Below are 25152 nucleotides of genomic sequence, written 5' to 3'. Positions count from 1 at the left end.
GGCTTAGGGATGGAAATAAGCCCCATGGTAGCCGCGCCAATGCAGTTTCAGTTCAGCAGGTAGGCGTCGGCCTGGGCTTCCAGGTCTTCGGCGTCGATGGCGGCGTCATAGGCAGCGCGGTTGGCCAGCGCTTCCTTGGTGTAGGGGATCAGGGGCTTGTCCAGCGGGCGCAGCTTGTGGCGGCGCAGGCCACGTAGCTGCTGGGAGCGTTCCATGGTCTGCAAAACCAGTTCAGGCTCCATCATCAGGCTGAAGGGGTTGAGGGCGGTGGTGGTGTCGTTCATGGCAGTTCTCCGGTGGGTTCCTTGCGCTGTGCAATGACACTGGCGCTTGGATGAACTGTAGTCACAGTCCCTTGGAACTGGAGTCCGACAACGGCTGTAAACCTTGTAAGGCTTTTTCCTACAAGAGTCTCGCCCGCACGCTCTTGCCCTTGACCTTGCCGGCGTTGAGTTTGGCGCAGGCTTCAGTGGCAATGCTGCGTTCCACGGCCACAAAAGTGCAGTACTCAGTCACAGCAATTTTGCCGATCTGCTCGCGGGTGTAGGCCGGGCCGCCGTCCATGCTGGTCAACGCGCCCAGCACGTCGCCAGGACGAATCTTCTCTTTGCGGCCACCCGCAATCTGCACCGTCACCATGGGGGGCAGCAGGCGGCCCTTGCCCGTGGGTGTGAGCTCGTCGCGCTTGAACCAGACCGACGGCGCGTTCTGGTACTGCTCGATCTTGCCGACCGAGCCCATCTCATTCATGGACACCAGGCTCACCGCCAGGCCGGACTGGCCTGCGCGGCCGGTGCGGCCCACGCGGTGCACATGCACCTCCGCGTCGGGCGTGATGTCCACGTTGATGACCAGGTCCAGCTCTTTCACGTCCAGCCCGCGTGAGGCCACATCGGTCGCCACCAGCACCGAGCAGCTGCGGTTGGCAAACTGCGCCAGCACCTGGTCGCGCTCGCGCTGCTCCAGGTCGCCATGCAAGGCCTGCGCCACAAAGCCCTGGCCCTGCAGCAGCGTCACCAGTTCATTGCACTGCTGGCGCGTGTTGCAAAAGGCAATGGTGCTGACGGGGCGGAAGTGGTTGAGCAGCAGGCCCACGGTGTCCAGCCGGTTGCTGCGTTCCACCTCGTAAAAGCGCTGCTCGATGGTGTTTTCAGCCGCGGGGGCCTTCACAGTGATCTGTTGCGGGTCGCGCATGAATTGCTGCGCCAACTTGGCAATGCCCTCTGGGTAGGTGGCCGAGAACAGCAGGGTCTGGCGTTCCTTGGGGGTTTGCTTGACCACGGTGGCAATGTCCTCGAAGAAGCCCATGTCCAACATGCGGTCGGCCTCGTCCAGCACCAGGGTGTTCAGATTTTCCAGCGAGAGATATTCACGCTCCAGCAGGTCCATGATGCGGCCCGGCGTGCCGACCACGATGTGGGCGCCGTTTTCCAGGCTGGCACGCTGGCCGCGTGTGGCCACGCCACCGCACAGCGTCACCACCTTGATGTTCTCTTCGGCCCGCGCCAGGCGGCGAATTTCCACCGTCACCTGGTCCGCCAGTTCGCGCGTGGGGCACAGCACCATAGCTTGCACGGCAAACCAGCGCGGGTTCAGCTTGGCCAGCAGCGCCAGCGCAAAGGCCGCCGTCTTGCCGCTGCCGGTCTTGGCCTGGGCAATCAGATCCTGCCCAGCCAGTGCTACGGGCAGGCTGGCAGCCTGGATGGGCGTCATGGACTCGTAGCCCAGCTGCTGCAGGTTGGCGAGGGTGGTGGGGGAGAGGGGGAGAGAGGAGAAAGCGGTCATCTCCCGATTATCGGGGCTGGGGTGCGCAATCGGTTGGTGGGTGATTCTGGATGCTATTGTTTTGATAGCTGGTTGCGCATATTCCACAAGGGCTATGGGCCTGTATTGTGTGTAAACAGCCTTGCTGAGGTGGAATAGCGTCGGCCTTTATGGTTTGCCCGCTGCATGCGAAGCTCGAATAAGCATGAGCTGCTTGCTGCGCCATTGCTGACTAGAGTTTGCGCAGGATGTGGTCTTTGGCATCAGAGGCGCTGTACCACGACCCATTGCGATCGAATTGGCGCAGGCGTTGGAGACGCGTGGGCAAGGCCTGTCAAGAATCCTAAGGCTCATGTTGCGATGATCTTTTTCATATCGACGCTGTACGGTTTCCCAATCTTGGTCAGCCTTCCGAACGCTCTACTACCACCTCACTGAACTGCAGCACAGGTTGTATATCCGTGTAATTGGCTATGTCGCCCCTGATCTCCTGCGCGTGCGGGCTGCGGGCTGCCTGGAAAGCTTCGACAGAAGTGCAGATGAAGTCGCACTTGGCCACGTAAACAGGGTCAGTGCCCGGAGCACCACCTGCGATGCCCTTGTCCACCGTGTAGTACAGACATGCAGCGCCGAGCCGCTGTTTCACCATTGGCATATGCCTCTCTCGGTAGTAAGCATGATCGAATCGCGCGCCTGCGACGTACGGGTACATGACACTGACTTTGATCATCGGGGTTTTCTCCTGTTAGCGCATGGTAATTGAGGCACCTCAGCCTGTGACGACGACAACGGGCGCTTACGCCGCAGAGCCGAGGCGTCTCCAGACTGAATGCAGACATTTTTTCGCTTCCAAGCAGTCGTTAAGCCCTTGACTCGCTTAGCGCGCGCGAGATAAATGCAAGGTTTTGTTCGTACATCAAAGCGCACGCCCTTGGCACTCCCTCTCGAACTTTAGTGCCTCTTTTCTGTCACCAAAGTAGCGCGGAATTGCTTGAATCGCCATAAGCCCTTCCATTGGTCTGTCGTAGTGTCCTAGGACAAGACCACCGTAGCAGTTGTGAGCATGGCAGCCGCTGATATACATACTGTTGTTTGTCACAAGTACATTGTCCGGTCGTACGAGAACCTCAACGCCGTTTCTGAGGAATCTGCCTCGTGTCACGACTATCTTGTTTGGCGGAGCAAACTCAATCTCAAGAAGAATTTTTCGGTGTGCTTCGCGCAAGGTGAGCGTAGTACCGACTAGTTGCACATCCCACGGACTCATCGAATAGAGCAACTGATTGTTCTTAATTTGAAGAACAGGTTGATTGCACTCGTCGAATGCAACGAAGTTTAGAAGTAAATGCCCGTCACCGAGTATGAGCTCGACCAAGGCGACTCCATCAATACTTATTGGCACCATGACAGTACCGTAACCTTGATCCTCGCAAGTAAAGCTATTCCCTCCAATAATTACCTCCGCGTGCTTGCCGGCGAAGTGAAGGTTATATGGCTTCGACACACCCTCTCGCAGGTTGAAGGGGCTTGAATTGGATTGGCGAACTGCTTCCTTTGGCAAAAGTCCACCAGTCTTCTCACGATGGTGCTGATCACACAGAAGCGTGATTTCCTCCGCAACATGGCGCTTCACTTGCGCCCATTCCTCCATGTGCTCGTACTCATAAAGAGGCAGCCCACAAACCACGCAGCCAAACCCGCAGCGTTGACGGATCTGCCGCTGGATGGGTAGCGGAATGTTCCGGCTTGTGCATTCAACTTCGTCGACCATCAGCACTCCCTTTACGGCTAACGAATAATGTATGGAAAATTCATGGGAATCAGTATCCAACTGAGCCTTGCCCCGGGATGACCGCTTCCGCCGGCGGATTCAACCCGTCGATGCAACACACTAACCACCGCGTAAGCGGAAGTCGTAGTTTCAACGTCGCTTTGACGTCAACGAAAGAATCGCAGCCAATTCTGCCAGCCTCAGTCCCAACTCCCCGTAGCCTCCAACACTGGCGACAACTGCGCCGCACCCCAACGCAGTGGCAACGCCGCATCAATACGCACCACGCTGCGCACCTCCAGCCGCAGTAGCCGCTGGGCCCCCACAAAACTGTCCAGCAGCGCGCCGTCCCAGATGATCTCGGCGTCCGCCGCCAGGTAGAGCAAATCACCCGTGGCGTAGTCCACCACCAGCAGGCCGGCGCGCGGGTTCACGGCCAGATTGCCCAGGGTGTTGAAGAAGAAATTGCCGATGAAATCGGGCACCGTTAGCGCATTGCCCTCCACCCGCACAAAGCCGGGTTTGCCACCGCGGTGCGAGACGTCCACGCCGTGGGCGGGGCCGCGTTGCTCAAAATCAGTGCCGGTATAGGCGGTGGCAATGAAGAAGGTGTCGGTCTGCGCCAGCATCTGGCGTGCGGCCGCGTCCAGCCCTGAGGTGCGGTGCACCACGAGTGGCGTGTTGGCGTCGGGCGCCAGGTACACCGGCTTGCGGGCCTGGATGTACTTGGGGCAGTTGCCGAAGCTTTGCTGCACCTGCACCGCAAAGCGCTGGTCGTTCAGCTCGCTCACCACGCCGTTCATGCGGTTGCGCCGGCGCGTGTGGGGTTCTATACCCAGCAGGCCGATGAGCGCGCCCGGGCGCAGGTTGGCATGCAGCGGGTCGGCCGCCAGAGGCAGGGCTTGTACGGTCAGGGTCTGGTCGTCGGGCGAAGCCACAAACCCCGGTGGCGCGGCCAGCACAGAGGCCCAAGGCTGGCCGTCGGCATCCACCGAGCCCACCACGATGAACGGCAGCTGCGCGAAGAAGCTGCGGTGCTGGTCGGGCATATGGTCGCGCATGACGATGTTGCCCACTTCGGCCATGCGCTCGCGTACGCCCACGCGGGCTTGCAGGGCTTGTTCGCCTGCATGGAAGGCCCGCTCTGGGGTCGGTGTGGGGCGGTCCATCTCAGGCTGCCTGTGGCAGGGGCGTCTTCACCATGGGCACAAAGCCGGGCAGCGCTTCGATACGCGCTAGCCAGGCGCGCACGTGGGGGGAGGCGTCGAGCGTCACGCGGCCCTCAGGGGCGTGGGCGGTGTAGCTGTAGTTGGCAATGTCGGCCAGTGTGGGGCGGTCGCCGGTCAGATAGTTGGTGTGTTGCAGTGTGGCTTCCATCACCGCTAACAGGCTGTGGGCACGCTGGATAGCCTCCTCGGGCTGCGTGGCGCGCTTGAAGACCACGATGGCCCGCGCCACCGCAGCACCAAACGCCAGTGGCCCGGCGGCCACCGACAGCCAGCGCTGTACTGCCGCGGCCTGCAGTGGGTCGCGGGGCAACCAGGCGTCCGCATCGGGCGCGTAACGGCTGGCCAGGTAGACCAGGATGGCGTTGGAATCGGCCAGCGTCACGTCGCCGTCCTGAATGACGGGCACCTGTCCAAACGGGTTCAGCTGCAAAAACGCGGGGGCCTTGTGGGCGCCGGCTGCCATGTTCACTTCTACCAGCTCCACCGGCAGGCCCAGCAGCGAAAGAAACAACTCCACCCGGTGGCAGTGGCCCGAGAGGGGCATGCGGTGCAGGCGGATGGGAGTGGTGGGATGCAAGGTGCTCATGGCGGGTTTTCCGGCAAAGTGACGATGTGCCCATTGTGTTTATTGCTTTGAATTTGATAAATGGTGCGAGACGCATTTAACTCATCCATTTATCGGACTAATATGCCGCATGGACAAACTCAAGGCCATGCAGGCGTTCACCCACATTGCCGACCAGGGCAGCCTGACGGCGGCGGCCCGCGCCATGGATTCATCGCTGCCAGCGGTGGTGCGCACGCTGGCAGCGCTGGAGGCGCACCTGGGCGTGCGCCTGATGCACCGCACCACGCGGCGTTTGTCGCTCACCGAAGAAGGCAAGCACTACCTGGAGAGCTGCCGCCAGGTGCTCAGCGCCGTGGGCGAGGCCGAGGCCGCACTCAGTGCCGACGCCAGCGAGCCCACGGGCCAGCTCCACATCACCGCGCCGGTGATGTTTGGGCAGATGCATATCACCCCCGCCGTGATGCGCTTTGTGCAGCGCTACGAACGCGTGCAGTGCAGCGTGATGCTGGCCGATCGGGTGGTCAACTTGCCGGAAGAAGGGCTGGACCTGGGCATCCGCATTGGCGCGCTGGACGACTCCACGCTGGTGGCGCAGCCGCTGGGCAGCTTGCGCCGCGTGGTGGTGGCCAGCCCGGACTATCTGGCGCGCCACGGCGTGCCAACACACCCGCGCCACCTGCTACAGGCCAACTGCATACGCTTTCTGGGGGCCAGCGGCCCGTGGTGGACCTTCCATGCGCAGGGCAAGGCCTTCACCGTGCCGGTCACCGGCAACCTGACCTTCAACCACAACACCCCGGTGCTCGATGCCTGCCTGGCCGGCATGGGCTTTGGCATGTTCATCTCGTACCAGGTGGCCCCGCATCTGGCGCAAGGCACGCTGCAGTTGGTGCTGGAAGATTTTGAGCCGCCGCCCCGCCCGATCCATGTGGTGTACCCGCATGCCCGGCTGCTGCCGGCTCGCACACGGGCCTTCATCGATTTCATCCAGCAGGACTTGAAAGGGCTGGCGCCCTAAAGGCACGGCCCACCGTATTGCATCGCACGGATCAGTCCTGTCAGGCCTCTAAGATCTCCCCTTGTCCGAAAGGGAATGCCATGAAACAAAAAATCTCCAGCGCCGTGCTTGCGGCGTTTATGTTGACCAGCTGCGGCACCGCCACCGTCAACCCCGTCACCGGCCAGACCGAGCGCTCGGTCATGAGCGAAGAGGACGAAATTGCCGAAGGCGCCAAGGGCCATGCAGAAGTGATGAAGGAATATGGCGCCTATGCCAACCCGGCGCTGCAAAGCTATGTGAACGCGCTGGGCCAGAAGCTGGCCGCGCAAAGCCACCGCAGCCAGCTGCAATGGCACTTCACGGTGCTGGACAGCCCCGAGATCAACGCCTTTGCGCTGCCCGGCGGCTATGTGTATGTGACGCGCGGCATCATGGCCTACTTGGACAGCGAGGCCGACCTGGCCGGTGTGATGGGCCATGAGATTGGCCACGTGACCGCACGCCACGGCGCGCAGCGCGCCACGCGCCAGCAGACGGCGGGGCTGGGCGTGTTTGCGGCCACGGTGCTGGGTGCGGTGTTGGAGGGGCAAGGCTTTGGCGGCGCTGGGCAACTGGCCAGCCAGGCCTCGCAAACCGTGGCGGCGGGTTACATCGCGTCCTACGGGCGCGACCAGGAACTGCAGGCAGACGGCTTGGGCGCCGAATACCTGTCGCGCACCCACTACGACCCCCACAACATGGTGGACGTGATCACGGTGCTGAAAAACCAGGAACGCTTTGCTGCCGACCAGGCCAAGGCCGAAGGCCGCCCGGTGCCCAGTGGCAGCGACTGGCTGGCCTCCCACCCCAGCAACGACCAGCGCCTGCAAGCCATCACTGCGCTGGCTGCCCAGTACAAGGCCCAGGGCGCCTATGGCGACGAGGGCCGCACGCGCTACCTCAAGGTGATGTCGGGGGTGACTTTTGGCGACAGCGCCGCCCAGGGCCTGACGCGGGGGCGCAATTTCTACCACGAGCCCCTGAACTTTGCGATCACCGCGCCCGTGGGCTGGTACATCCAGAACGACAACGAGCAGCTGGCTCTGCTGAACACCGCGCGCGATGCCGCAGTGATCGTGCGCCTGGTGCCACCGCAGGCGGGCAAGACGCACACCGAGGTGATCCGCAACGTGCTCAAGCCCACCCAGGGCAAGGTGGAAACCACCACCCTCAACGGCCTGCCCGCCACCCGCTTTGCTGGCGCCCGCACCGCCAGCAACGGCCAGTCCCAGGGGCTGGAGGCCACGCTGGTCACCGGCCCGGGCGACAAGATTTACCTGCTGCAAACCAGCGCCAAAGACGCCAATGCCCTGCAGCGCGCCCGTGCCCAGGTGCGCGAGGTGGAAGGCAGCTTTCGGGCCCTTACGGTGCAAGACCGCGCCGCGGCCCGCCCCTGGGGGCTCAAGACGGTGCCTTATCCGAAGGGCGGTTTTGCGGAGCTGGCCAAAACATCCCCCATTGCCCGACCGGAGCAGCAGCTGCGCCTGATCAATGGCTTCTATGGCGGCGGTGAGCCCGCTGTGGGGCAGCTGGTGAAGGTGGTGGACAGCCAGTAAGAAGGCTCAGGCGAAGGTGTTGAGCTTGGTGCCCACGCTGCCGCTGGTGGCCAGGGGCGGCTTCTACAATCGAACGGCCCCCTGGACCCCAACCGCACTGCCCCATGCCCTCCCTCCACATCTCCACCCAGTTTGACTCCGGCGCCATCGACGTGGTGCGCCTGGACAGCCCGCAGGACATCCAGCTGCGCATCCGCAAGGACAGCGCATCCGATTTTGCCCAGTGGTTCCACTTCTGCCTGCATGGCGCGGCCTACCAGTCGGTCACGCTGCGGTTTCTGAACGCATCGGAATGCGCCTATCCCAAGGGCTGGGAGGGCTACCAGGTGCTGGCCAGCCACGACCGCCAGCACTGGAGCCGCATCGACACCCAGTACGATGGCACCGAGATGACCGCACGCCTGACGCCCATGGCACAGGCGGTGTATTTCGCCTACTTCGAGCCCTATTCGTATGAGCAGCACCTGGACCTGCTGGGCTCGGTTGGCTCTTCGCCCTGGGTGCAATTGCAGCGCCTGGGCAGCACCGTTCAGGGGCGCGACATGATGCTCTTGCGCGTCACCGACGAAGCCGGCACCACGCCGCTGGAAGACAAAAAGAAGGTCTGGGTGATCGCCCGCCAGCACCCCGGCGAAACCATGGCCGAGTGGTTTGTGGAAGGCATGCTGGAGCGCCTGCTGGACGGTGACGACGCGGTAGCCCGCGTGCTGCTGGACCGCTGTGTGTTCTACGTGGTGCCCAATATGAACCCCGACGGCGCGGTCCTGGGCAACCTGCGCACCAACGCTGCCGGCGCCAACCTGAACCGCGAGTGGGCTGCCCCCAGCGCCGACAAATCGCCCGAAGTGCTGCTGGTGCGCCAGGCTATGCTGGACACGGGGGTAGACCTGTGCCTGGACGTGCATGGCGACGAAGGCCTGCCCTATAACTTTGTGGTGGGGTCCGAGGGCACGCCCGGTTACAGCCCACGCGTGGCCGAGCTGGAAGACGCCTTCAAGGCTGTTTGGCTGGCCAGCTGCCCGGATTTTCAGGACACGGTGAACTACGGCAAAGTGGCGCCAGGCCAGGCCAATATGACGCTGGCCACCAACTGGATCGCCCAGCAGTTTGGCTGCCTGGCATTGACCATCGAGATGCCCTTCAAAGACAACGCCAACCTGCCCGACGTGCTGAACGGCTGGAGCGGTGAGCGCTCCCGCAAGCTCGGCGCCAGCGTGCTGCAACCGCTGTTGCAGGTGGGTTTCTAGCGCCGCGTGTGCGGCACCGCACAGTCCAAATGGGGTGCAGACCCCATGCTGAAGACTTTCCTAGGAACGCTAGGGCCATGTCTTGGAGGTGCTGCAATGAGAAAGTCTGACGAGATCGATGTAGGTGCACTGCGTGAGCGCGCGCGCCTTCACATGGAGCAAGGTGCGGTGACCGAGGGCTACACCGCCGACCGCCTCGCGGTACTGAAAATGCTCAACAGCGCGCTGGCTACCGAGCTGGTGTGCGTACTGCGCTACCGGCGCCACCACTTCATGGCGCGCGGCATTCATTCGCAGGCCGTGGCGACCGAGTTTTTGGCCCACGCCAACGAAGAGTTGAGCCATGCAGACCAACTGGCCGAGCGCATTGTGCAGCTGGGCGGTGAGCCCGACTTTTCCCCCGACACGCTGCTGGAGCGCAGCCACGCCGAGTACCTGGAGGGTGCCACACTGGCGGACATGATCCGCGAGAACCTGGTGGCCGAGCGCATCGCCATCGACAGCTACCGCCATTTCATTGGCTACCTGGGCGACCAAGACCCCACCACGCGGCGTCTGCTGGAAGCGATTTTGGCGGTGGAAGAAGAACACGCCGATGACCTGTCGGACCTGTTGCAGCATGTGCCGACTGTCCCCCCTCCGGTACAGCAGACGCTCGGCCTGCACGCCATCATTTAGTCCACACCAGACCTGCCGCCATGCGCTGCGCCCTGGTCGCCTTGGCGTGTGTTGTGGGTGCTGCCTTGGTCGCGTGCGGAGAGACCGCCACGTTGCCGGTGTCTGCCGGAACCGGGCCCCACCCCACACTGCCGCCACCCACCCCTACGCTAATACCCACCGTGAACACCGCACTGGCAGTGGGCTGGGCGCCGGGGCAAATGCCCGAGCCTGTAGCGGGCACCCAGGTGCAGGCGTTTGCCAGCGGGCTGGACCATCCGCGCTGGCTGTATGTGCTGCCCAACGGTGATGTGCTGGTGGCCGAGAGCAATGCACCCGCCAAGCCCGATGCCAGCCCCACGCTGCGCGAGAAGATCATGGGGCTGGTGATGCGCCGTGCCGGGGCTGGAGTGCCCAGCGCCAACCGCATCACCCTGCTGCGCGACACCGACGGCGATGGCGTGGCCGATACCCGTACCGTCTTTATAGACGCGTTGCACTCGCCGTTTGGCATGGCGCTGGTGGGCAACACCCTGTACGTGGCCAACACCGATGCGGTGCTGCGCTTTCCCTATGCGCCTGGCGACCTGCAGATCACCGTGCCTGGAGAAAAACTGGTGGATCTGCCCGCAGGCCCCATCAACCACCACTGGACCAAGAACCTTATCCCCAGCGCCAACGGCCAGCGTCTGTTCGTGACGGTGGGTTCCAACAGCAATGTGGCCGAGAGCGGCATGGAGGTGGAGACCGGGCGCGCTGCCATTTGGATAGTGGATCTGCCGGGCGGTGCGCACCGCGTGTTTGCCTCCGGGCTACGCAACCCCAATGGCATGGCCTGGGAGCCGACATCTGGTGCGCTGTGGACGGTGGTGAATGAGCGCGATGAAATTGGCAGCGACCTGGTACCCGACTACCTGACGCAGGTGGACGACGGTGCCTTTTATGGCTGGCCCTACAGCTACTACGGCCGTGTGGACAGCCGGGTCAGGCCACCGCGCCCGGACCTGGTGGCCAGTGCCCGCCTGCCAGACTACGCGCTGGGCCCCCACACCGCGTCCCTGGGCTTGGCATCGGCCCAGGGCAACCAGTTGGCAGCGGGGTTTGTGCAGGGCATGTTCATTGGCCAGCACGGCTCCTGGAACCGCCGCCCGCACAGCGGCTACAAGGTGATCTTTGTGCCCTTTGACAAGGGCGTGCCATCCGGCCCGCCGCAAGATGTGCTGACGGGCTTTCTGACCGACGACGGCCATGCGCGCGGGCGCCCGGTGGGCGTGGCACTGGATACTCGTGGTGCGCTCCTGGTGGCTGACGATGTGGGCAACGTGGTGTGGCGCGTCAGCCGGGCCGCAGGGCCCCACTGAGCGCGCGGCTTATGCGGGCTGCGACAGAGCGGCCTGGCCTTGGCCCACCAGCGATTGGCTGATTTCGTCCGCGGCCTTGGCCCGTTCTGCCTCGCCCTGGGTATGCACCACCAGCACTACGCTGCCGGACTTGATGGCATCCATCACCAGTTCTGAAAAACGCCCCTCCTTGCTGGCGGCGCCGGCCACCGCACCCACAATGCCGCCCACGCTGGCAAACCAGCCCAGCATGGCCAGCGGTGCAATCAGCGGGCTGGCTATAAACAGGGTGATGTTGGCGGCCCACAGCAGAGCGGTTCCCACGGCACCCACGCCGGTTCCCACGGCCGTGCCAATGGCGCCGTCCACCACCATGTGTTTGAGAATTTCGTCGCTGCCCTCCGTTGCGGACGGCGTGGGCATGTCTTGCAGTATCTCGATGCGGTCTGCAGAAAACCCCAGGCCGACCAGGCGGGCCTGCACGCGCATCGCTTCTTCCCGGGTGGTGTAGAGGGCGGACACCCGGTGGTCCGCGCCAGGGTGGGCAGTTGTGTTCATGGGGGCACTCCAATCAAAAAATGGGCCGGCCCCGGCAGGCACTTGCCCGTGGAGTCCGACCCATTCTGGAAGGGTGGGAGGCGCCGTGTCGGTGCGCCGCACCACGCAGGGTGCGTGCGGCTTACTTGCCGTTGATGCCCAGCAGTTCCACCTCAAACACCAGCGTCGCATTGGGAGGCACTACGCCGCCCGCACCGCGCTCGCCGTAGGCGATTTGCGGTGGGCAGGTCAGCTTGGCCTTGCCGCCCACCTTCATGCGCTGCACGCCTTCGGTCCAGCACTTGATCACGCCGTTCAGCGGAAACTCGATCGGCTCGCCACGCTTGTACGAGCTGTCGAACTCGCGACCATCGGGGAAGGTGCCGCGGTAGTGCACTTTCACCTTGTCGGTGGCGCTGGGGCTGGCACCGCTGCCGTCCTTCAGCGAGCGGTACACCAGCCCGGTGCTGCTGACCACGGCGCCGTCTTCTTTGGCGGCGGCAGCCGTGGTGGCGTTTTGGGCCCAGGTGAGGGTGCTGGTGGCCAGGACCAAAGCCAGGCCGGTGTGTCGCAAAAAGGTGTTCATGTCAGGCAGTGTTGAAAAGTTCATCCAGCCTGCATTGTGCGTGCTGCACCGCGCAGCGTGTGTTCACGCTGCGCAAACGCCCACACCATGCGCGAGGCATCGGGCCCTGCAGGGTCAGAGAAGGCTTGCGTTGCGGCACCCCCGCTCCACGCGTGGCCCAAGCCCGCCACCTCTGCCAAGGTGGCAAACGCGCGTCGGCCCACTTTCCATTCATACAGCGTCACCGCATAGCGCGTGCCACGCTGCACCGTTCTTGGCGCTACAGCTTTCGCACCCACAGTTGCCGCCCAGCGCTGCGCTGCCAGAGCTCCATTGGACGGTGCGACCACAGTGTCGCGGTTGCCCTGAATCACCAGGAGCGCGGGCAATGGCGTTGCAGGGGCGTGCAGTGAAGTGGCGCTTTTGGGAATCCGGCCGCGCATTGCTGTCAGTGCCGTTGCGGTGGACTCTGCCATGCCCGGCCCTATGCCAGAGTGCATGGCCACTGCAAGAAAGCGCTCGGGGTGGTGCAACGCTATCAGCGCGGCCATGCTGGCCCCCGCCGACATGCCGGCGACCACAACGCGACGTGCATCGACTGGGTAGGTGGCGCAGATGTGATCGACCACCGACAAGATGCTGGTGGCTTCTCGTAACGCGCGGCCAGAGCGGGTGTCAAACCAATTCCAGCAGCCCTGGACATTGGCAACCCGGTCTTGCTCGGGGTACAGAACCATAAAGCCCGCCGAGGCAGCCAGGCGGTTCATGTGGGTGCTGGTGGCAAAGCTGCGGGCGTCCTGCCCGCAGCCATGCAGCATCACCACCAAAGGGATTCGGCTGGACGGCAGCTTTCCTGTGGGGTGAAAGAGGTGGTAGCGCCGCAGCCCGCCAGGGCTTGCCGCAATCCCGGTGCGCCAGTGGTTTGTTGCTGGGACTGCGGATTTTCGCTTTCTTTTTCTGGTCGGTACCTTGGTGGCCAGCTGGCTCGCTTTCTTGCCTGCCCGCAGCGCATTGCGCGTCAACGCCCCCACTTGGCGCTGCATGGCCTTGGTAAAAAAGCTCTTCATCCATCGTTTGGCCATAGGTGGTGTGCGTCGCAGTCCGTGCAGAAAAAGATCCCAGGACAATGCGGCCACGCTGCATCACCCGCATGGCCTTCACGGTATGCGAGGCCGCTACTTTTTTGGGTGTGTTGCCGCACACAGGCGGGCGATAACGGCACGCCAAATGGCCTATGCGCTTTGACTAGTTCAAATCCATACATCGTTGAGTGCGGTGCGCTCCCCGCCCTCTTGCCCTGTATTCACCACGCCTCGGGGTTCAATCTGCAGAAGCTTGACTTCGGTCTCCGCAAAGGGTTTGTGTTCGACGCCCTTGGGAACCACATACATTTCGCCCTGCGACACATAGACGTGGCCGTCACGGAAATCCAGACGAAGGCGTCCCTCCAGGATCACAAACGTTTCATCGGTATCCACGTGGCTGTGCCAAATAAAGTCGCCCTGGAGTTTTGCCAGTTTGAACTGGTAGTCGTTCATCTCGGCGATGACTTTAGGCAGCCAATGCTCGTTGAATAGACCGAATTTTTCCGCAAAGTTAATGCTTTGGTAGGTCTTTTGGGCGGGGGCTGTTGGCGTTTGCTGCGTGTGCATGGTGTGGTCGTGCTGGTTGTTGGAGACCACCAAACATACCTAGCAGGGACGCAAAATTCTTGTACGTTTGTGCGGACGTCAAGCTGCGATGGCCGGGCCGATGCGTTGCAATTTCAGCCAACGCGACGGAGACAGGCCATAGGTTTTGCTGAAGTGCCGGGTCATATGGCTTTGGTCGGTAAATCCGGCGTTGAGTGCCGCGCCGACCAACGATTGGCCTTGGAGCAGCAAGGCCCGTACCAGATCCAGACGGCGCATGGTCAGATAGCGGTAGGGGCTGGTTCCAAAAAGCAGCCGGAAGTCGCGTGACAGACTCCAGCGATCCCGCCCGCTCTGCTCTGCCAATGCGTCCAGGGTGATGGCTTGGTCCAGTCCTGCGTGCATGAACTCTCTGGCCTTCTCTGCCGCCTGGTAGTCGAATGTCTGATGGTTATCCGTGGTGCCAGACACTGCGTTCAACGCGTGGGCCAGATCGAACATCGCATCTTGCTCTTCCAGGCTGTCCATCGGACCGTCCATACCCTGCAGCAGGGTGCGCGTCGCCGCGTAAAGCCTGGGGTCGGAGGAGATTCCATTTTTGACAAACGGCAATGGCTTGCCGCCCAGAATCTGTTGGATCAACGCAGGTTCCACATACACCATGCGATAGCGAAAACCATCGGCCGTGCCAGCCTGCCCGTCGTGGGGCTCGTCGGGGTGCAACACCATGGTTCCACCTGGCAGGCTGTGGCGTTCTTCCCCCCGGTACTGGAAGCTCTGGACGCCCGAGAGCGTGCTTCCTATGGCGTAGGTGTCGTGGCGATGCAGGTCGTAGCCGTGGCCCGCGATGAACGCCTCAATGCGCTCCACCTTGCTGGCGTGCGGTGCGCGATGAATCCAGTCAGTGAGCTTGTTGCTACTAGCCATTGGGAGGGGGATGGGTATGTCGGGCTACATCATGCAAAAGCCCCGCCTGTTTTGCAACGGCGGGGCTTTTTTTGCGTCAGATGCTACCAATTCAGTAGCTACTCGCGCATATTTCACGGGGGCTAGAGGCCAATTTGGCTTCTAACCCCCTCTTGCATCACACCAACAAGGCATTCACCCGTTTCACATACGCAGCCGGGTCGGCAGGCAGTCCGCCTTCGGCCAGCAGGGCCTGGTCAAACAGGATGTGGGCCAGGTCGTTGAAGTGGACCGAGCCGTCCAGCTTTTTCACCAGCGCGTGTTCGGCGTTCACTTCCAGCACGGGCTTCACTTCGGGCGCTTGCTGACCGGCTTGCTTGAGCATGCGGGCCAACTGGGTGCTCATGCCGTGGTCTTGCACCACCAGGCAGGCGGGGCTGTCGACCAGGCGGGTGGTCACGCGCACGTCGTCGGCCTTGTCCTTCAGCGCTTCCTTCAGCTTGGCCAGCAGGGGCTTGAAGGCTTCGGCGGCCTCTTCAGCCGCTTTCTTCTCGGCTTCATCCTGCAGCTTGCCCAGATCGACCGCGCCCTTGGCGACGGACTGCAGGGGCGTGCCATCAAAGTCATGCAGGTAGTTCAGCGCCCACTCGTCCACGCGGTCCGTCATCAAGAGCACTTCGATGCCCTTTTTCTTGAACACTTCGAGCTGCGGGCTGTTCTTGGCGGCGGCCAGGGTGTCGGCAGTGATGTAGTAAATGGCCTCCTGGCCTTCTTTCATGCGCGCCTTGTAGTCGGCCAGCGACACGCTCACGCTGTCGGTGGTGCTGGAGGCAAAGCGCAACAGCTTGGACAGGCGGTCCTTGTTGGCAAAGTCTTCGCCCAGGCCTTCTTTCAGCACGGCGCCGAACTCTGCGTAGAACTTGCTGTACTTGCCGACGTTGGCTTCCTGTTCTGCCTTCTCTTCGGCGCTGACCACGTCGGTGACACCATCAGCGCCCGCCTCGGGCAGCTTGTCGTTCTTGGCCAGTGTTTCGAGCATGGACAGCACGCGCTTGGTGTTGCCGTCGCGAATGGCTTTCACGTCGCGGCTTTCCTGCAGCAGTTCGCGGCTCACGTTCAGGGGCAGGTCGGCAGAGTCAACCACCCCCTTCACAAAGCGCAGATAGCTCGGCAGCAGGGCTTCGGCGTCGTCCATGATGAACACACGTTTCACATACAGCTTGAGGCCGGCCTTGTGGTCGCGGTTGTACAGGTCCACAGGCGCCTTGCCGGGGATGTACAGCAGCTGCGTGTACTCGGTGCTGCCTTCCACGCGGTTGTGGGTGTGGGCCAGGGGTGCCTCAAAGTCGTGGCTGATCTGCTTGTAGAAGTCGTCGTATTGCTCTTGGGTGATGTCCTTCTTGGCGCGCGACCAGATGGCGTTGGCCTTGTTGACGGTTTCCCACTCGCCGGTCTTGACCATGGCGCCGGGCTGGCGGCCGCCGTTTTCGTCGGACGGGTTGATCAGCTCGCCGTCTTTCCACTCTTCCTTTTCCATCTGGATGGGCAGGCTGATGTGGTCGGAGTACTTGTTGATGATGCCCTTGACCTTCCAGGCCTGGGCGTAATCCTGCGCGTCGTCGCGCAGGTGCAGGATCACGCTGGTGCCGCGCGCTTCACGGGTGATGCTTTCAACCTCAAACGCGCCGCCACCGCTGGCGCCGCCGTCGCTGACCCAGCGCACCGCCTGGTCGGCGGGCAAACCTGCACGGCGCGATTCGACCGTGATCTTGTCGGCCACGATAAAGCCGGAGTAAAAGCCCACGCCAAACTGGCCGATGAGGTTGCTGTCGGCCTTCTGATCGCCGGTCAACTTGCTCACAAAGTCCTTGGTACCGCTCTTGGCAATGGTTCCCAGGTTGTCGATGGCTTCCTGTTGGGAGAGGCCAATGCCGTTGTCGGTAATGGTCAGCGTCTTGGCGTCCTTGTCGAAGGTGACCTTGACCTTCAGCTCGGAGTCGTTCTCGTACAGGCCACTGTTGTTGATGGCCTCAAAGCGCAGCTTGTCGCAGGCGTCGGACGCGTTGGAGATCAGCTCGCGCAGGAAAATCTCTTTGTTGGAGTACAGCGAGTGGGTCACCAGGTGCAGCAACTGCGCCACTTCGGCCTGGAAATTCATGGTTTGCTTGGTCATAGATAGGTCTCTGAGTCTCAATAAAACGGTTCGCGCGCCTGTCAGGCGGTGCCTGTGGCGCGGGCAACCCGCAATTATGGGCGAGGCCGCACTTTTTCAAGCCAGGCCCCTTCCCCCGCGCGGGCGTTAGCGCTACATTGCCAAAAAAAGCATGCAGGGAAGAAACAAAGACCATGAAACCGGACCAGACCACGCCGCCCCCTGACAAGCGGGCGGCCACCCCCTCCGCGGCCCCCAAGCCCTTTGACGGCTTGCTGGACCCCTTGCCCGTGCCCGACGTAACCGAGAGCGACACCGACACCGCCTGGGGTCTGTGGGAGGCTAGTGTGGGGGGCTTGCTGGAAGAGGGGCAGGCTGCGGGAACGCCCCCGCCCCATGGCTACGAACCCACCCAGCCCGCGGGCCTGGACGGCGAACCGCTACCCGACAAGCGCTAAATAGACGTGCCCGGCGCCAGCCAGGCCATCAGCTGCGCGGTCACCTCGGGTCGGTGCAGCAGTTCCATGTGGTTCATTTGGTGGGCAATGCACTGGTTGGACTTGGCAAACACCAGCGTGCGTTTCGCCTCGTCATGCAGGCCCAGCGCGCTGCGCAGCGGTACCAGGCCATCGCCCAGCAGCCGGTCGGCCAGGGCGCCGCGCTTGGTGGCGGTGGTGGCGGCCACCGTGTAGCTGGCCACGCCTTCGGGCAGCGGCACGGGCGCCCGGCGGTCCGGCCCCTTTTGAAACCGGTTGCGGCCCTGCCAGTCCTGCGGGCTGACAAAGCCATAGCGCAGGTCGGTGATGCCGGCGCTGCGTAGTTGGCCTAGCTTGGCAAAGGGGCGCGAGTAGGGCGTGGCGCCCAGAATCACATCCACCCAGTTGCCCGCCCGTTCCAGCGGTGCGCCGTGGTGCGGCGTGCCCAGAAAGACGATGTTCTTCAAGACTTTACGCCAGGGCGTTGAGGGTCCCGTCTGCTGCACCGCGCTGCGCGTGAGCAGCCCGCCCATGCTGTGCGCCAGCACGGTGATCTCGGTCACGGGCACGGGCCAGCGGGCGACCAGTTGGTCCAGCTCCGTCGCCAGCGCCGCGCCGTTGTCCGAGGTGTGCAGGCCGGAGTTGTAGCGCACGTAGACCGGGGTGTAGCCCAGCGCGGCCAGGGCGGCGGCGTGGTTGCGCACCTCGCCGGTGGCAGTGGTGTGGGTCCACTGCAGGTCGTTCATGCACAGGCCGTGGAGGATGATGAGCAGCTTGCCGCCTACGGTGGCGGCTGCGGGCTGGGTAGACAGCTTGGTCCAGTCCAGGCGCTGGCCCGCGTGGCGCAGCTGCAGGCGGGTGGCCAGCGGGTTGCCGCTGGCGGCCAGGCGGTCACCCAGCACGCCGTTCAGGGCGGCCAGCACGGCTTCACGCTGCGGAGTGTCTGGTGCCTCGGCATCGGCTGCGTCCAGCAGCGGCTGCAGCCGGCCCAGGATGGCTTCGGCGCCGCTGCCCACCAGCTGGGTCACGCCCTGCACGGTTTGGTAGACCAGGCCGGTCAGGCCGCGTGTGGTGCCGGTGGTCTTGCCGCCGGGCACGCCCATGCTGCCCCAGACCGACTGGTGCACCCCCTCGGCCATGCGGGCCACGCCACGGGTGGCCTGGGTGGCCAGTTGCACCACGCCACGCAGGTCGGATGCGCGAAAGTGCTGCAGGGCCTTGGGCCGCGGGGGCAGGGGCATGGAGGCCTTATTGAAAGACGTTAGAACTTTTCGTGCGGCTGCAGGTAGCGCCACTGGCCCACGGGCAGGTTGCCCAGCATGACCTTGCCCACACGCACGCGTTTGAGGCCGACCACGCGCAGGCCCACCAGCTCGCACATGCGGCGGATCTGGCGCTTCTTGCCTTCGGTCAGGACAAAGCGCAGCTGCTCGGGGTTTTGCCACTCCACCTTGGCCGGCTTCAGGGCCTGGTCGTCCAGGCGCAGGCCGTGGCGCAGCAGCTTGAGTTTTTCGGGCGGAAACACGCTCTGCACATCGGCGCTCACCGGGTCGTCATCGTCAATGCGGCTGAGCTGCTGCACCTTGCCGCCGTACGTGGCGGCGGGCGAGTTGGCCGCCGCGCTGTTGGCCACGCCGGTGTAGACCACACGCACCAAATATTCCTTCTCCATCACCGAGTCTTCGCCAATCAGCTGGCGCGCCACGCGGCCGTCCTGCGTCAGCACCAAGAGGCCGGTGGAATCGATGTCCAGGCGCCCGGCGGGCACCAAGCTCTTGAGCTGGCTGCCGTGGAAGAAAAAGCGGGCATTGTCGTCGGCCCAGCGGTTTTGCGGCTGGATGAGCGTGATGGCGGGCTCGTGCCCGTCTTCGGCCTGGCCGCTGACCACGCCGATGGGCTTGTTCAGGAGGATGGTGACCTGGTTGGCCTGCTGGCCCTGGGCCTGTTTGTCGATTTCGATGCGCACATTGGGCAGCACCTGCATGCCCATCTCGGCCACCTTGCCGTTTACCTTCACCCAGCCTTTGCCAATCCATTCGTCGGCCTCGCGGCGTGAGGCCATGCCCAGCTCGGCCATGCGCTTGTTCAGGCGCACCGTGCCATTGGCGCCCTGGGCGGCGGTGTTGGCCTGCCCAGCGGGAATAGCGGCGCGCGCAGGGGGTGGCGCGGCGCGGCGGAAGGTGGGGACGGGCGGTTTAGAGTCGGTCATGGGTGCTATGTTTTTAGGAGCTGCTTGCGCATATTTTACGGGGCTGGGTGCCAGTTTGTTGCACAAATTGCCGGCCCGGCAGCTGGGCGGTCTTCGTTGCGGCTGTGTGCGCTTGCGAACGGTGGATTGGTGGTGGGGCAGGCAGCATGGGCTCTTTTGGGAGAAAACGCATGAGCCTCTATCGGATCGCAGTGTTGGTGGGCAGTCTTCGCCGTGACTCTTTCAACCGCAAGCTGGCCAGCGCCGTGGCCCTGCTGGCGCCCCCTGAATTTACGTTCCAGCAGCTGGCCCTGGACGACTTGCCGCTCTACAACCAGGACGACGATGGCAACCAGGCCGCTTCCGTCAAGCGGCTCAAGGACGACATCAAAAGCGCCAGCGCACTGCTGTTTGTCACGCCCGAGTACAACCGCTCCATCCCCGGCGTGCTGAAAAACGCGATTGACCATGCCTCGCGCCCCTACGGCCACAGCGCGTGGGAGGGCAAGCCCGCTGGCATCTTGGGGGTGTCCGTTGGGGCCATCGGCACGGCGCTGGCCCAGCAGCACCTGCGCAATATCCTGGCCTACCTGGATGTGCCCACCATGGGCCAGCCCGAGGCTTTTCTGCACGCCAAGGACGACTTCTTTGATGCGGACGGCAAGATCGGCCACACCAGCCTGGAGTTCATGCAGGACTGGATGGACCGCTACGTTGCGTGGGTGAAGAAACAAGCCGGCGATCAAGCCGCCAACGCATAGCCATCTTCAACCGCCGCAGGAGGTTCCCCATGCTGCTCTCTCTGGACATTGACACCTATTCCCCGGCGCGCGATGCGCTGGCCGCCTTGCCCATCCCGCCGCCACTGCCAGGCCTCAGGGGCGGGGGGCTGCAAGTTCGCGTGGGCTTCGAGATCGAGTACCTCTGCCCCGCGCCCACGCCCATGCTGCTGGCCCTCAGCATCCACTACACGCGTGCCAATGACTTGCTCATTCCCGACCTGCTGCAGACCGAGCCCCCCGTGGCGGTGGACACCTACCGCGACGCGTTTGGCAACTGGTGCAGCCGCATCATCGCGCCGCAGGGGCGGCTGGTGCTGCGCACCGACGCCCTGGTGCACGACACCGGCCTGCCTGACGTCGTGCTACCTGCGGTTCAGCAGCTGCCGGTGGAGCAGTTGCCCGAGGCGGTGCTGATGTACTTGCTGGGCAGCCGCTATTGCGAGACCGACCAGCTGTCCGACATGGCCTGGCTGCAGTTTGGCAATGGCCCCACGGGCTGGGCGCGCGTGCAGGCCATTTGCGACTTTGTCCACCAGCACATCGAGTTTGGTTACCACCACGCGCGGCGCACCCGCACCGCGCTGGAGGCCTACCGCGAAGGCCAGGGCGTGTGCCGCGACTACGCCCACCTGGCCATTGCGCTGTGCCGCTGCATGAACATTCCCGCGCGCTACTGCACCGGGTATTTGGGTGACATCCGCAGCCCGGTCGTTCCCGGGCCGATGGACTTTGCCGCCTGGTTTGAAGCCTATCTGGGCGGAGATTGGTACACCTTCGATGCGCGCAACAACACGCCCCGCGTCGGGCGCGTGCTCATGGCGCGTGGCCGCGATGCCTGCGATGTGGCACTGGCCAACACCTTTGGCCCCAACACGCTGCAGCGCTTCACCGTCTGGGCTGACGAAGTGTTGCCCAGCTTATGAGCTAATCAGTGTGGCTCAGTGTTCGAAGACGATGGCGTCCAGCTGCATGGCGTGGATTTTGGTGGCCGCAGTCTCGGCCAGGGCGCGGTTGCTGAATGGGCCCACGCGCACGCGGGTCAGCTTGCCCTTTTTGGTTTGCAGGTCTTGGGTGAACACGGGCAACTGCGCGTCCGCCAGCTTTTGCGATGCGTTGCTGGCGTTGCTGGGTACGGCAAACAGGCCCACATTGATATAGAAGGCATGCTCCAGACCACCCGCGGGGGCGGTTTTGACGGCCTTGGCGCCCTTGGCCCCTTTTACACCTTTGGTGGCCTTGGCAGGCGCTGCCGCAGCGGCAGTGGGCGCAGGCGGCGGCGATGCCGGGGCCATGGCCGCCACCGGGGTTGTCTCGGTTTGCGCGGGCACCACCACGGGGTTCACCACCACCTCTTGGCGCGCCTCCTGCGGCGCGGTCTCCACAAACTGGGGCGGTGCCACTTGGGTCTTGCTGGCATCAGTCTCGGCCGGGGTGCTGGCTTGTGCCGGTTCGGGGTCGGAAAAGAGCGTCCACGATTTGGGCCAGATCGAGCAACCCGACAGCAGCGCCGCACAGGCCAGGGCCAGCAGGCCGTTGCGTACGCGCTGGGTGCTGTTCAAAGAGGTCAACAGAGGGTGCATGGGGCAGCTGCTTTCTGGAAAAGGCGGATACGCAAAATGTAGCGCAAGCCCAGGGCGCCTAGGGTTAACCCTACTGATGAACGCCACAGTTGGCTGCGCAGCCCCCAAACCGTATCGTTCGGGCCTTCCCTGATCGACTCCTCCACCCCCTTCCAAAGGCCCCGGCCATGTCCAAGACTGCTGCGCGCAAACCCCTCTACAAATCCCTCTACGCCCAGGTGCTGTTTGCGGTCACCGTGGGCGTGCTGTTGGGCCATTTCTATCCCCAGATCGGGGCTGACATGAAGCCGCTGGGCGACGGCTTTATCAAGCTGATCAAGATGATCATCGCGCCCATCATCTTCTGCACCGTGGTGATCGGCATTGCCGGCATGGAAGACATGAAGAAGGTCGGCAAGACCGGTGGCCTGGCCCTGCTGTATTTTGAGGTGGTATCCACGCTGGCGCTCATCATTGGCCTGGTGGTGGTGAACCTGTTGCAGCCCGGCGCGGGCATGCATGTGGACCCGACCACGCTGGACACCAAAGGCATCGCCGCCTACACCGGCCCCGGCAAGATGCAGGGCACGGTGGACTTTTTACTGAACGTGATTCCTACCTCCGTGATCGACGCGTTTGCCAAGGGCGAGATCCTGCAGGTGCTGCTGTTCTCGGTGTTGTTTGGCTTTGCGCTGCACCGGTTTGGTGGCCGCGGCACCATGGTGTTTGACTTCATCGAGAAGACCTCGCACGTGCTGTTCGACATCGTGGGCATCATCATGAAGGTAGCGCCCATCGGTGCCTTTGGTGCCATGGCCTTCACCATCGGCAAGTACGGTGTGGACTCGCTGTTCTCGCTGGGCAAGCTCATGGGCGCTTTCTACCTGACCTGCCTGTTCTTCATCTTTGGCGTGCTGGGCATCGTGGCCAAGCTGCACGGCTTCAGCGTGTTCAAGTTTGTGCGCTACATCAAGGAAGAGCTGCTCATCGTGCTGGGCACCTCGTCCAGCGAATCGGTGCTGCCCCGCATGATGGAAAAGCTGGAGAACCTGGGCGCCCGCAAATCGGTGGTGGGCCTGGTCATTCCCACCGGCTATTCGTTCAATCTGGATGGCACCTCGATCTACCTCACCATGGCGGCCATGTTCATCGCCCAGGCCACCGACACGCCCATGACGCTGACCCAGCAGATCACCCTGCTGGCGGTGCTGCTGCTCACCTCCAAGGGCGCGGCAGGTATCACCGGCAGTGGCTTCATTGTCTTGGCGGCCACCCTGTCGGCTGTGGGGGGCGTGCCCGTGGCAGGCCTGGCGCTGATTCTGGGCATTGACCGCTTCATGTCCGAAGCGCGTGCGCTGACCAACCTGGTGGGCAACGGCGTGGCCACCTTGGTGGTGGCCAAGTGGACGGGCGACCTGGACATGCGGCGCCTACATGCGGGCCTGAACCACCCCACCGCGCAAGAAGCCCAAGACCCAGAAGCCATCCTGGACCAGCGCGTGGACCACATGGCCGTGTCTGCCAAGGGCTGATCCGCCAGGGCGCTAGCCTGCCTCAGGCTGCCTTTGGCGCGCGAGTTCTTGGGCCAGTTGTGCCATGCCCATGGGCTTGGCATACAGCCAGCCCTGGCCAAACTGCACCCCATGGGCCCGCAGATAGTCGGCCTGCTCCTGGGTCTCAATGCCCTCTGCAATCATCTGCAACCCGAGTGACTTGGCCATTTCGATGATGTGTGCGATCACATGGCTGGTGACCGCCTGCTGGCCAATGGTGCCCACAAAGCACTTATCGATCTTCAGGCAATCCAGTTCCAGCTCGGTCAGGTAGGACAGGCTGGAGTAGCCCGTACCGAAGTCGTCGATAGACACCGAGTGCCCTTGCATGCGCAAGGTTTCCACGGCCTTGCGCGTTTGCTCCGCATGCAGAAAAACGCGTTCTGTGGCCTCCACATGCAGGCAGCGCGGATGCACCCGCATTTTGGCCGCCGCCGCACGCAGGCGCTCGCTGATGGCAGGATTGCAAAAATCCTGGGCCGACAAATTCAGCGCCACATGAAAATCCGGGTAGGCGCGTAGCAACTCGGCCGCGTCGGCTTCCACCAGCGCAATCACCTGCTCGGTTACTTGCTCGATCAGGTGGTAGCGCTCTGCCACGGGGATGAAGATATCTGGGCTGACGAATTCTCCGCTGGATTTTTGCCAGCGCAGCAGCGCTTCTACCCCCACCCAGGTGCCGGAGCGCAGGTCTACCACGGGCTGGTATACGAGGAACAACTCTTTGTGCTTCAAGGCGTAGCGGAGGGCCGCGGGTATCGCCCCCTGCAAACGCACCAGTTGGGTGACCACAAAGGCCAGAACGATTGCGGTGCCAATGGCAATAGGCAGCATGAACCAAAGCACGCGCTTCCAGTCGTCGTCAATCTCGCTGCCGGGAATCGCCACATACGCGGCATAGTCGAACCGATCAGAACGTTTCCAAGCGACCACGCGGGAGCCATCGAAGAAGCTGGTCTCGTAGGCTTTCCCGATGGTCTTGAGCCAAGCTTGGTCGAACAGGCCTTTTTGAAAAAGCTCTTTCTTGCGCCCCACTGCGAGCACGCCGTAGCTCAGCTTGCCATCGTCGGGGGCGACGTCCAGCACGGTCCCTTCGTGAATCAGCGCGAAAAATCCCGTTTTTGGGTCCGAGGTGATGAGCAGGTGTGACCCCGCTAGCAGCGGGTGCTCCACCTGGGTCCACATGTTGTAGCCGCCCGTACTGACGTAGCTTGGCGGCCCGATGGCATACCCGTTGCGCCCAAACGAGGAGCAAACCATATGCTCGTTCTCGATGTAGCCCACATCGATCAGCAGATTCGACTGAATCACCAGCTTGCGCATCAGATTCAGGTTGCGCTCGGAGCACGGGTCGCCTGTCGGGGCTGCGCTCAGCTCCTTGAACACCACTTGGAGCTGGTCGGTGACCTTGTGGGCATGGCTAAGAATCTCGGTCGCAATTGAGCTTGCCCGCTCCCGCTGATGCTCCAGGCTCTTGTACTCAGCCAGCAAGATGGCGACCGCGATCGGCAGCATGACCGCCACCAGACCAGCGCCATACCAGGCGGCGAGTCTCAGCTTGGTAGATCGCATGCGGTGCCTCTCCGGTCTGGTCTTGAAGCTTTTGGATTCTAAGTTCACGTTGTCTTTCGC

Annotated in this window: 25 protein-coding genes; 9 read left to right on the top strand and 16 right to left on the bottom strand. The window is 63.1% G+C overall.

Features of this window, described 5'->3' with window-relative positions; genetic code table 11:
- Positions 1–47: 47 nt before the first annotated feature.
- The 6 genes from J2X15_RS07065 to J2X15_RS07040 all read right to left on the bottom strand — a co-directional run bounded on the left by J2X15_RS07065 (position 48) and on the right by J2X15_RS07040 (position 5350).
- Positions 48–284: a hypothetical protein gene (locus tag J2X15_RS07065; RefSeq protein ID WP_310340801.1), complete on the bottom strand. Its 237-nt coding sequence runs from the start codon at positions 282–284 to the stop codon at positions 48–50.
- Between the two features lie 118 nt (positions 285–402).
- Positions 403–1785, bottom strand: coding sequence for an ATP-dependent RNA helicase DbpA (gene dbpA / locus J2X15_RS07060; protein WP_310340799.1), 1383 nt, complete (start codon positions 1783–1785; stop codon positions 403–405).
- 382 nt (positions 1786–2167) lie between these two features.
- Positions 2168–2494, bottom strand: a complete 327-nt coding sequence (locus J2X15_RS07055; protein ID WP_310340795.1) for an EthD family reductase — start codon at positions 2492–2494, stop codon at positions 2168–2170.
- A gap of 186 nt (positions 2495–2680) precedes the next feature.
- A complete protein-coding gene (locus J2X15_RS07050; protein ID WP_310340793.1) occupies positions 2681–3535 on the bottom strand; it encodes a hypothetical protein in 855 nt (284 codons plus the stop codon).
- A 200-nt stretch (positions 3536–3735) separates the two neighbouring features.
- Positions 3736–4704, bottom strand: coding sequence for a pyridoxamine 5'-phosphate oxidase family protein (locus J2X15_RS07045; RefSeq protein WP_310340790.1), 969 nt, complete (start codon positions 4702–4704; stop codon positions 3736–3738).
- 1 nt (position 4705) lies between these two features.
- Positions 4706–5350, bottom strand: a complete 645-nt coding sequence (locus tag J2X15_RS07040; protein ID WP_310340788.1) for a glutathione S-transferase family protein — start codon at positions 5348–5350, stop codon at positions 4706–4708.
- A gap of 109 nt (positions 5351–5459) precedes the next feature.
- Between J2X15_RS07040 and J2X15_RS07035 the strand changes: the two genes are divergently transcribed.
- The 5 genes from J2X15_RS07035 (at position 5460) to J2X15_RS07015 (ending at position 11192) form a co-directional block, all read left to right on the top strand.
- On the top strand, positions 5460–6350 hold the full coding sequence (locus tag J2X15_RS07035) for a LysR family transcriptional regulator (RefSeq protein WP_310340786.1): 891 nt from the start codon (positions 5460–5462) through the stop codon (positions 6348–6350).
- An 80-nt stretch (positions 6351–6430) separates the two neighbouring features.
- A complete protein-coding gene (locus tag J2X15_RS07030) occupies positions 6431–7927 on the top strand; it encodes a M48 family metalloprotease (protein ID WP_310340784.1) in 1497 nt (498 codons plus the stop codon).
- A gap of 104 nt (positions 7928–8031) precedes the next feature.
- Positions 8032–9174, top strand: coding sequence for a M14 family metallopeptidase (locus J2X15_RS07025; protein WP_310340783.1), 1143 nt, complete (start codon positions 8032–8034; stop codon positions 9172–9174).
- 96 nt (positions 9175–9270) lie between these two features.
- Entirely contained in the window at positions 9271–9852 is a 582-nt protein-coding gene (locus J2X15_RS07020) for a ferritin-like domain-containing protein (RefSeq protein ID WP_310340781.1), read from the top strand.
- A gap of 20 nt (positions 9853–9872) precedes the next feature.
- The gene (locus J2X15_RS07015; RefSeq protein ID WP_310340778.1) at positions 9873–11192 is read left to right on the top strand and encodes a PQQ-dependent sugar dehydrogenase; all 1320 of its coding nucleotides are present in this window, start codon (positions 9873–9875) and stop codon (positions 11190–11192) included.
- A gap of 9 nt (positions 11193–11201) precedes the next feature.
- On the opposite strand, the gene J2X15_RS07010 is transcribed toward J2X15_RS07015, so the two are convergent.
- From J2X15_RS07010 to htpG, 6 genes are all read right to left on the bottom strand, one after another.
- Positions 11202–11729 carry a hypothetical protein gene (locus J2X15_RS07010; protein ID WP_310340775.1) on the bottom strand — a complete coding sequence of 176 codons (528 nt, stop codon included), beginning with the start codon at positions 11727–11729 and terminating at the stop codon, positions 11202–11204.
- A gap of 121 nt (positions 11730–11850) precedes the next feature.
- Entirely contained in the window at positions 11851–12294 is a 444-nt protein-coding gene (locus J2X15_RS07005) for an FKBP-type peptidyl-prolyl cis-trans isomerase (protein ID WP_310340772.1), read from the bottom strand.
- A gap of 20 nt (positions 12295–12314) precedes the next feature.
- A complete protein-coding gene (locus J2X15_RS07000; RefSeq protein ID WP_310340770.1) occupies positions 12315–13355 on the bottom strand; it encodes an extracellular catalytic domain type 1 short-chain-length polyhydroxyalkanoate depolymerase in 1041 nt (346 codons plus the stop codon).
- 168 nt (positions 13356–13523) lie between these two features.
- Positions 13524–13925: a cupin domain-containing protein gene (locus J2X15_RS06995; protein WP_310340767.1), complete on the bottom strand. Its 402-nt coding sequence runs from the start codon at positions 13923–13925 to the stop codon at positions 13524–13526.
- Between the two features lie 78 nt (positions 13926–14003).
- The gene (locus tag J2X15_RS06990; RefSeq protein WP_310340764.1) at positions 14004–14831 is read right to left on the bottom strand and encodes an AraC family transcriptional regulator; all 828 of its coding nucleotides are present in this window, start codon (positions 14829–14831) and stop codon (positions 14004–14006) included.
- 157 nt (positions 14832–14988) lie between these two features.
- Positions 14989–16983: a molecular chaperone HtpG gene (htpG, locus tag J2X15_RS06985; RefSeq protein WP_310340761.1), complete on the bottom strand. Its 1995-nt coding sequence runs from the start codon at positions 16981–16983 to the stop codon at positions 14989–14991.
- 173 nt (positions 16984–17156) lie between these two features.
- Here htpG and J2X15_RS06980 point away from each other — a divergent pair, with 173 nt between their 5' ends.
- Positions 17157–17420, top strand: coding sequence for a hypothetical protein (locus tag J2X15_RS06980; RefSeq protein ID WP_310340758.1), 264 nt, complete (start codon positions 17157–17159; stop codon positions 17418–17420).
- Here the strand turns inward: J2X15_RS06980 and J2X15_RS06975 are convergent.
- Together J2X15_RS06975 and J2X15_RS06970 are read right to left on the bottom strand one after the other, a co-directional pair.
- Positions 17417–18679 (bottom strand): esterase/lipase family protein, encoded by a 1263-nt coding sequence (locus J2X15_RS06975; protein WP_310340755.1) that lies wholly within the window; start codon positions 18677–18679, stop codon positions 17417–17419. The genes J2X15_RS06980 and J2X15_RS06975 overlap by 4 nt on opposite strands.
- Positions 18680–18699: 20 nt before the next feature.
- Positions 18700–19647 (bottom strand): pseudouridine synthase, encoded by a 948-nt coding sequence (locus J2X15_RS06970; protein ID WP_310340753.1) that lies wholly within the window; start codon positions 19645–19647, stop codon positions 18700–18702.
- 170 nt (positions 19648–19817) lie between these two features.
- On the opposite strand from J2X15_RS06970, the gene J2X15_RS06965 reads away from it, so the two are divergent.
- Both J2X15_RS06965 and J2X15_RS06960 read left to right on the top strand, forming a co-directional pair.
- Entirely contained in the window at positions 19818–20387 is a 570-nt protein-coding gene (locus J2X15_RS06965; protein ID WP_310340751.1) for an NADPH-dependent FMN reductase, read from the top strand.
- A gap of 29 nt (positions 20388–20416) precedes the next feature.
- Positions 20417–21331, top strand: coding sequence for a transglutaminase-like domain-containing protein (locus J2X15_RS06960; protein ID WP_310340749.1), 915 nt, complete (start codon positions 20417–20419; stop codon positions 21329–21331).
- Between the two features lie 15 nt (positions 21332–21346).
- On the opposite strand, the gene J2X15_RS06955 is transcribed toward J2X15_RS06960, so the two are convergent.
- Positions 21347–21988, bottom strand: a complete 642-nt coding sequence (locus J2X15_RS06955) for an SPOR domain-containing protein (protein WP_310340746.1) — start codon at positions 21986–21988, stop codon at positions 21347–21349.
- A 167-nt stretch (positions 21989–22155) separates the two neighbouring features.
- On the opposite strand from J2X15_RS06955, the gene J2X15_RS06950 reads away from it, so the two are divergent.
- A complete protein-coding gene (locus tag J2X15_RS06950) occupies positions 22156–23499 on the top strand; it encodes a dicarboxylate/amino acid:cation symporter (protein ID WP_310340744.1) in 1344 nt (447 codons plus the stop codon).
- 12 nt (positions 23500–23511) lie between these two features.
- On the opposite strand, the gene J2X15_RS06945 is transcribed toward J2X15_RS06950, so the two are convergent.
- Positions 23512–25092 carry an EAL domain-containing protein gene (locus tag J2X15_RS06945; protein WP_310340741.1) on the bottom strand — a complete coding sequence of 527 codons (1581 nt, stop codon included), beginning with the start codon at positions 25090–25092 and terminating at the stop codon, positions 23512–23514.
- Positions 25093–25152 lie beyond the last annotated feature (60 nt).

The organism is Rhodoferax saidenbachensis, from assembly GCF_031457975.1.
In the GTDB taxonomy this organism is placed as follows: Bacteria; Pseudomonadota; Gammaproteobacteria; order Burkholderiales; family Burkholderiaceae_C; genus Allorhodoferax; species Allorhodoferax saidenbachensis_A.
Note: the sequence above shows the minus strand (reverse complement) of the source record. Positions and strands in the feature narration are given on the sequence as shown.

Excerpts from the sequence above, each read along its gene's own strand:
- J2X15_RS06945 (WP_310340741.1), bottom strand. The coding sequence starts at position 25,092 with ATGCGATCTACCAAGCTGAGACTCGCCGCCTGGTATGGCGCTGGTCTG.
- J2X15_RS07065 (WP_310340801.1), bottom strand. The coding sequence starts at position 284 with ATGAACGACACCACCACCGCCCTCAACCCCTTCAGCCTGATGATGGAG.
- J2X15_RS07010 (WP_310340775.1), bottom strand. The coding sequence starts at position 11,729 with ATGAACACAACTGCCCACCCTGGCGCGGACCACCGGGTGTCCGCCCTC.
- J2X15_RS07055 (WP_310340795.1), bottom strand. The coding sequence starts at position 2,494 with ATGATCAAAGTCAGTGTCATGTACCCGTACGTCGCAGGCGCGCGATTC.
- J2X15_RS06995 (WP_310340767.1), bottom strand. The coding sequence starts at position 13,925 with ATGCACACGCAGCAAACGCCAACAGCCCCCGCCCAAAAGACCTACCAA.
- htpG (WP_310340761.1), bottom strand. The coding sequence starts at position 16,983 with ATGACCAAGCAAACCATGAATTTCCAGGCCGAAGTGGCGCAGTTGCTG.
- J2X15_RS06970 (WP_310340753.1), bottom strand. The coding sequence starts at position 19,647 with ATGACCGACTCTAAACCGCCCGTCCCCACCTTCCGCCGCGCCGCGCCA.
- J2X15_RS07040 (WP_310340788.1), bottom strand. The coding sequence starts at position 5,350 with ATGAGCACCTTGCATCCCACCACTCCCATCCGCCTGCACCGCATGCCC.
- J2X15_RS07005 (WP_310340772.1), bottom strand. The coding sequence starts at position 12,294 with ATGAACACCTTTTTGCGACACACCGGCCTGGCTTTGGTCCTGGCCACC.
- J2X15_RS06955 (WP_310340746.1), bottom strand. The coding sequence starts at position 21,988 with ATGCACCCTCTGTTGACCTCTTTGAACAGCACCCAGCGCGTACGCAAC.
- J2X15_RS06965 (WP_310340751.1), top strand. The coding sequence starts at position 19,818 with ATGAGCCTCTATCGGATCGCAGTGTTGGTGGGCAGTCTTCGCCGTGAC.
- J2X15_RS07045 (WP_310340790.1), bottom strand. The coding sequence starts at position 4,704 with ATGGACCGCCCCACACCGACCCCAGAGCGGGCCTTCCATGCAGGCGAA.
- dbpA (WP_310340799.1), bottom strand. The coding sequence starts at position 1,785 with ATGACCGCTTTCTCCTCTCTCCCCCTCTCCCCCACCACCCTCGCCAAC.
- J2X15_RS07020 (WP_310340781.1), top strand. The coding sequence starts at position 9,271 with ATGAGAAAGTCTGACGAGATCGATGTAGGTGCACTGCGTGAGCGCGCG.
- J2X15_RS07025 (WP_310340783.1), top strand. The coding sequence starts at position 8,032 with ATGCCCTCCCTCCACATCTCCACCCAGTTTGACTCCGGCGCCATCGAC.
- J2X15_RS07030 (WP_310340784.1), top strand. The coding sequence starts at position 6,431 with ATGAAACAAAAAATCTCCAGCGCCGTGCTTGCGGCGTTTATGTTGACC.
- J2X15_RS06980 (WP_310340758.1), top strand. The coding sequence starts at position 17,157 with ATGAAACCGGACCAGACCACGCCGCCCCCTGACAAGCGGGCGGCCACC.
- J2X15_RS06960 (WP_310340749.1), top strand. The coding sequence starts at position 20,417 with ATGCTGCTCTCTCTGGACATTGACACCTATTCCCCGGCGCGCGATGCG.
- J2X15_RS06950 (WP_310340744.1), top strand. The coding sequence starts at position 22,156 with ATGTCCAAGACTGCTGCGCGCAAACCCCTCTACAAATCCCTCTACGCC.
- J2X15_RS07050 (WP_310340793.1), bottom strand. The coding sequence starts at position 3,535 with ATGGTCGACGAAGTTGAATGCACAAGCCGGAACATTCCGCTACCCATC.
- J2X15_RS07035 (WP_310340786.1), top strand. The coding sequence starts at position 5,460 with ATGGACAAACTCAAGGCCATGCAGGCGTTCACCCACATTGCCGACCAG.
- J2X15_RS06990 (WP_310340764.1), bottom strand. The coding sequence starts at position 14,831 with ATGGCTAGTAGCAACAAGCTCACTGACTGGATTCATCGCGCACCGCAC.
- J2X15_RS07000 (WP_310340770.1), bottom strand. The coding sequence starts at position 13,355 with ATGGCCAAACGATGGATGAAGAGCTTTTTTACCAAGGCCATGCAGCGC.
- J2X15_RS06975 (WP_310340755.1), bottom strand. The coding sequence starts at position 18,679 with ATGCCCCTGCCCCCGCGGCCCAAGGCCCTGCAGCACTTTCGCGCATCC.
- J2X15_RS07015 (WP_310340778.1), top strand. The coding sequence starts at position 9,873 with ATGCGCTGCGCCCTGGTCGCCTTGGCGTGTGTTGTGGGTGCTGCCTTG.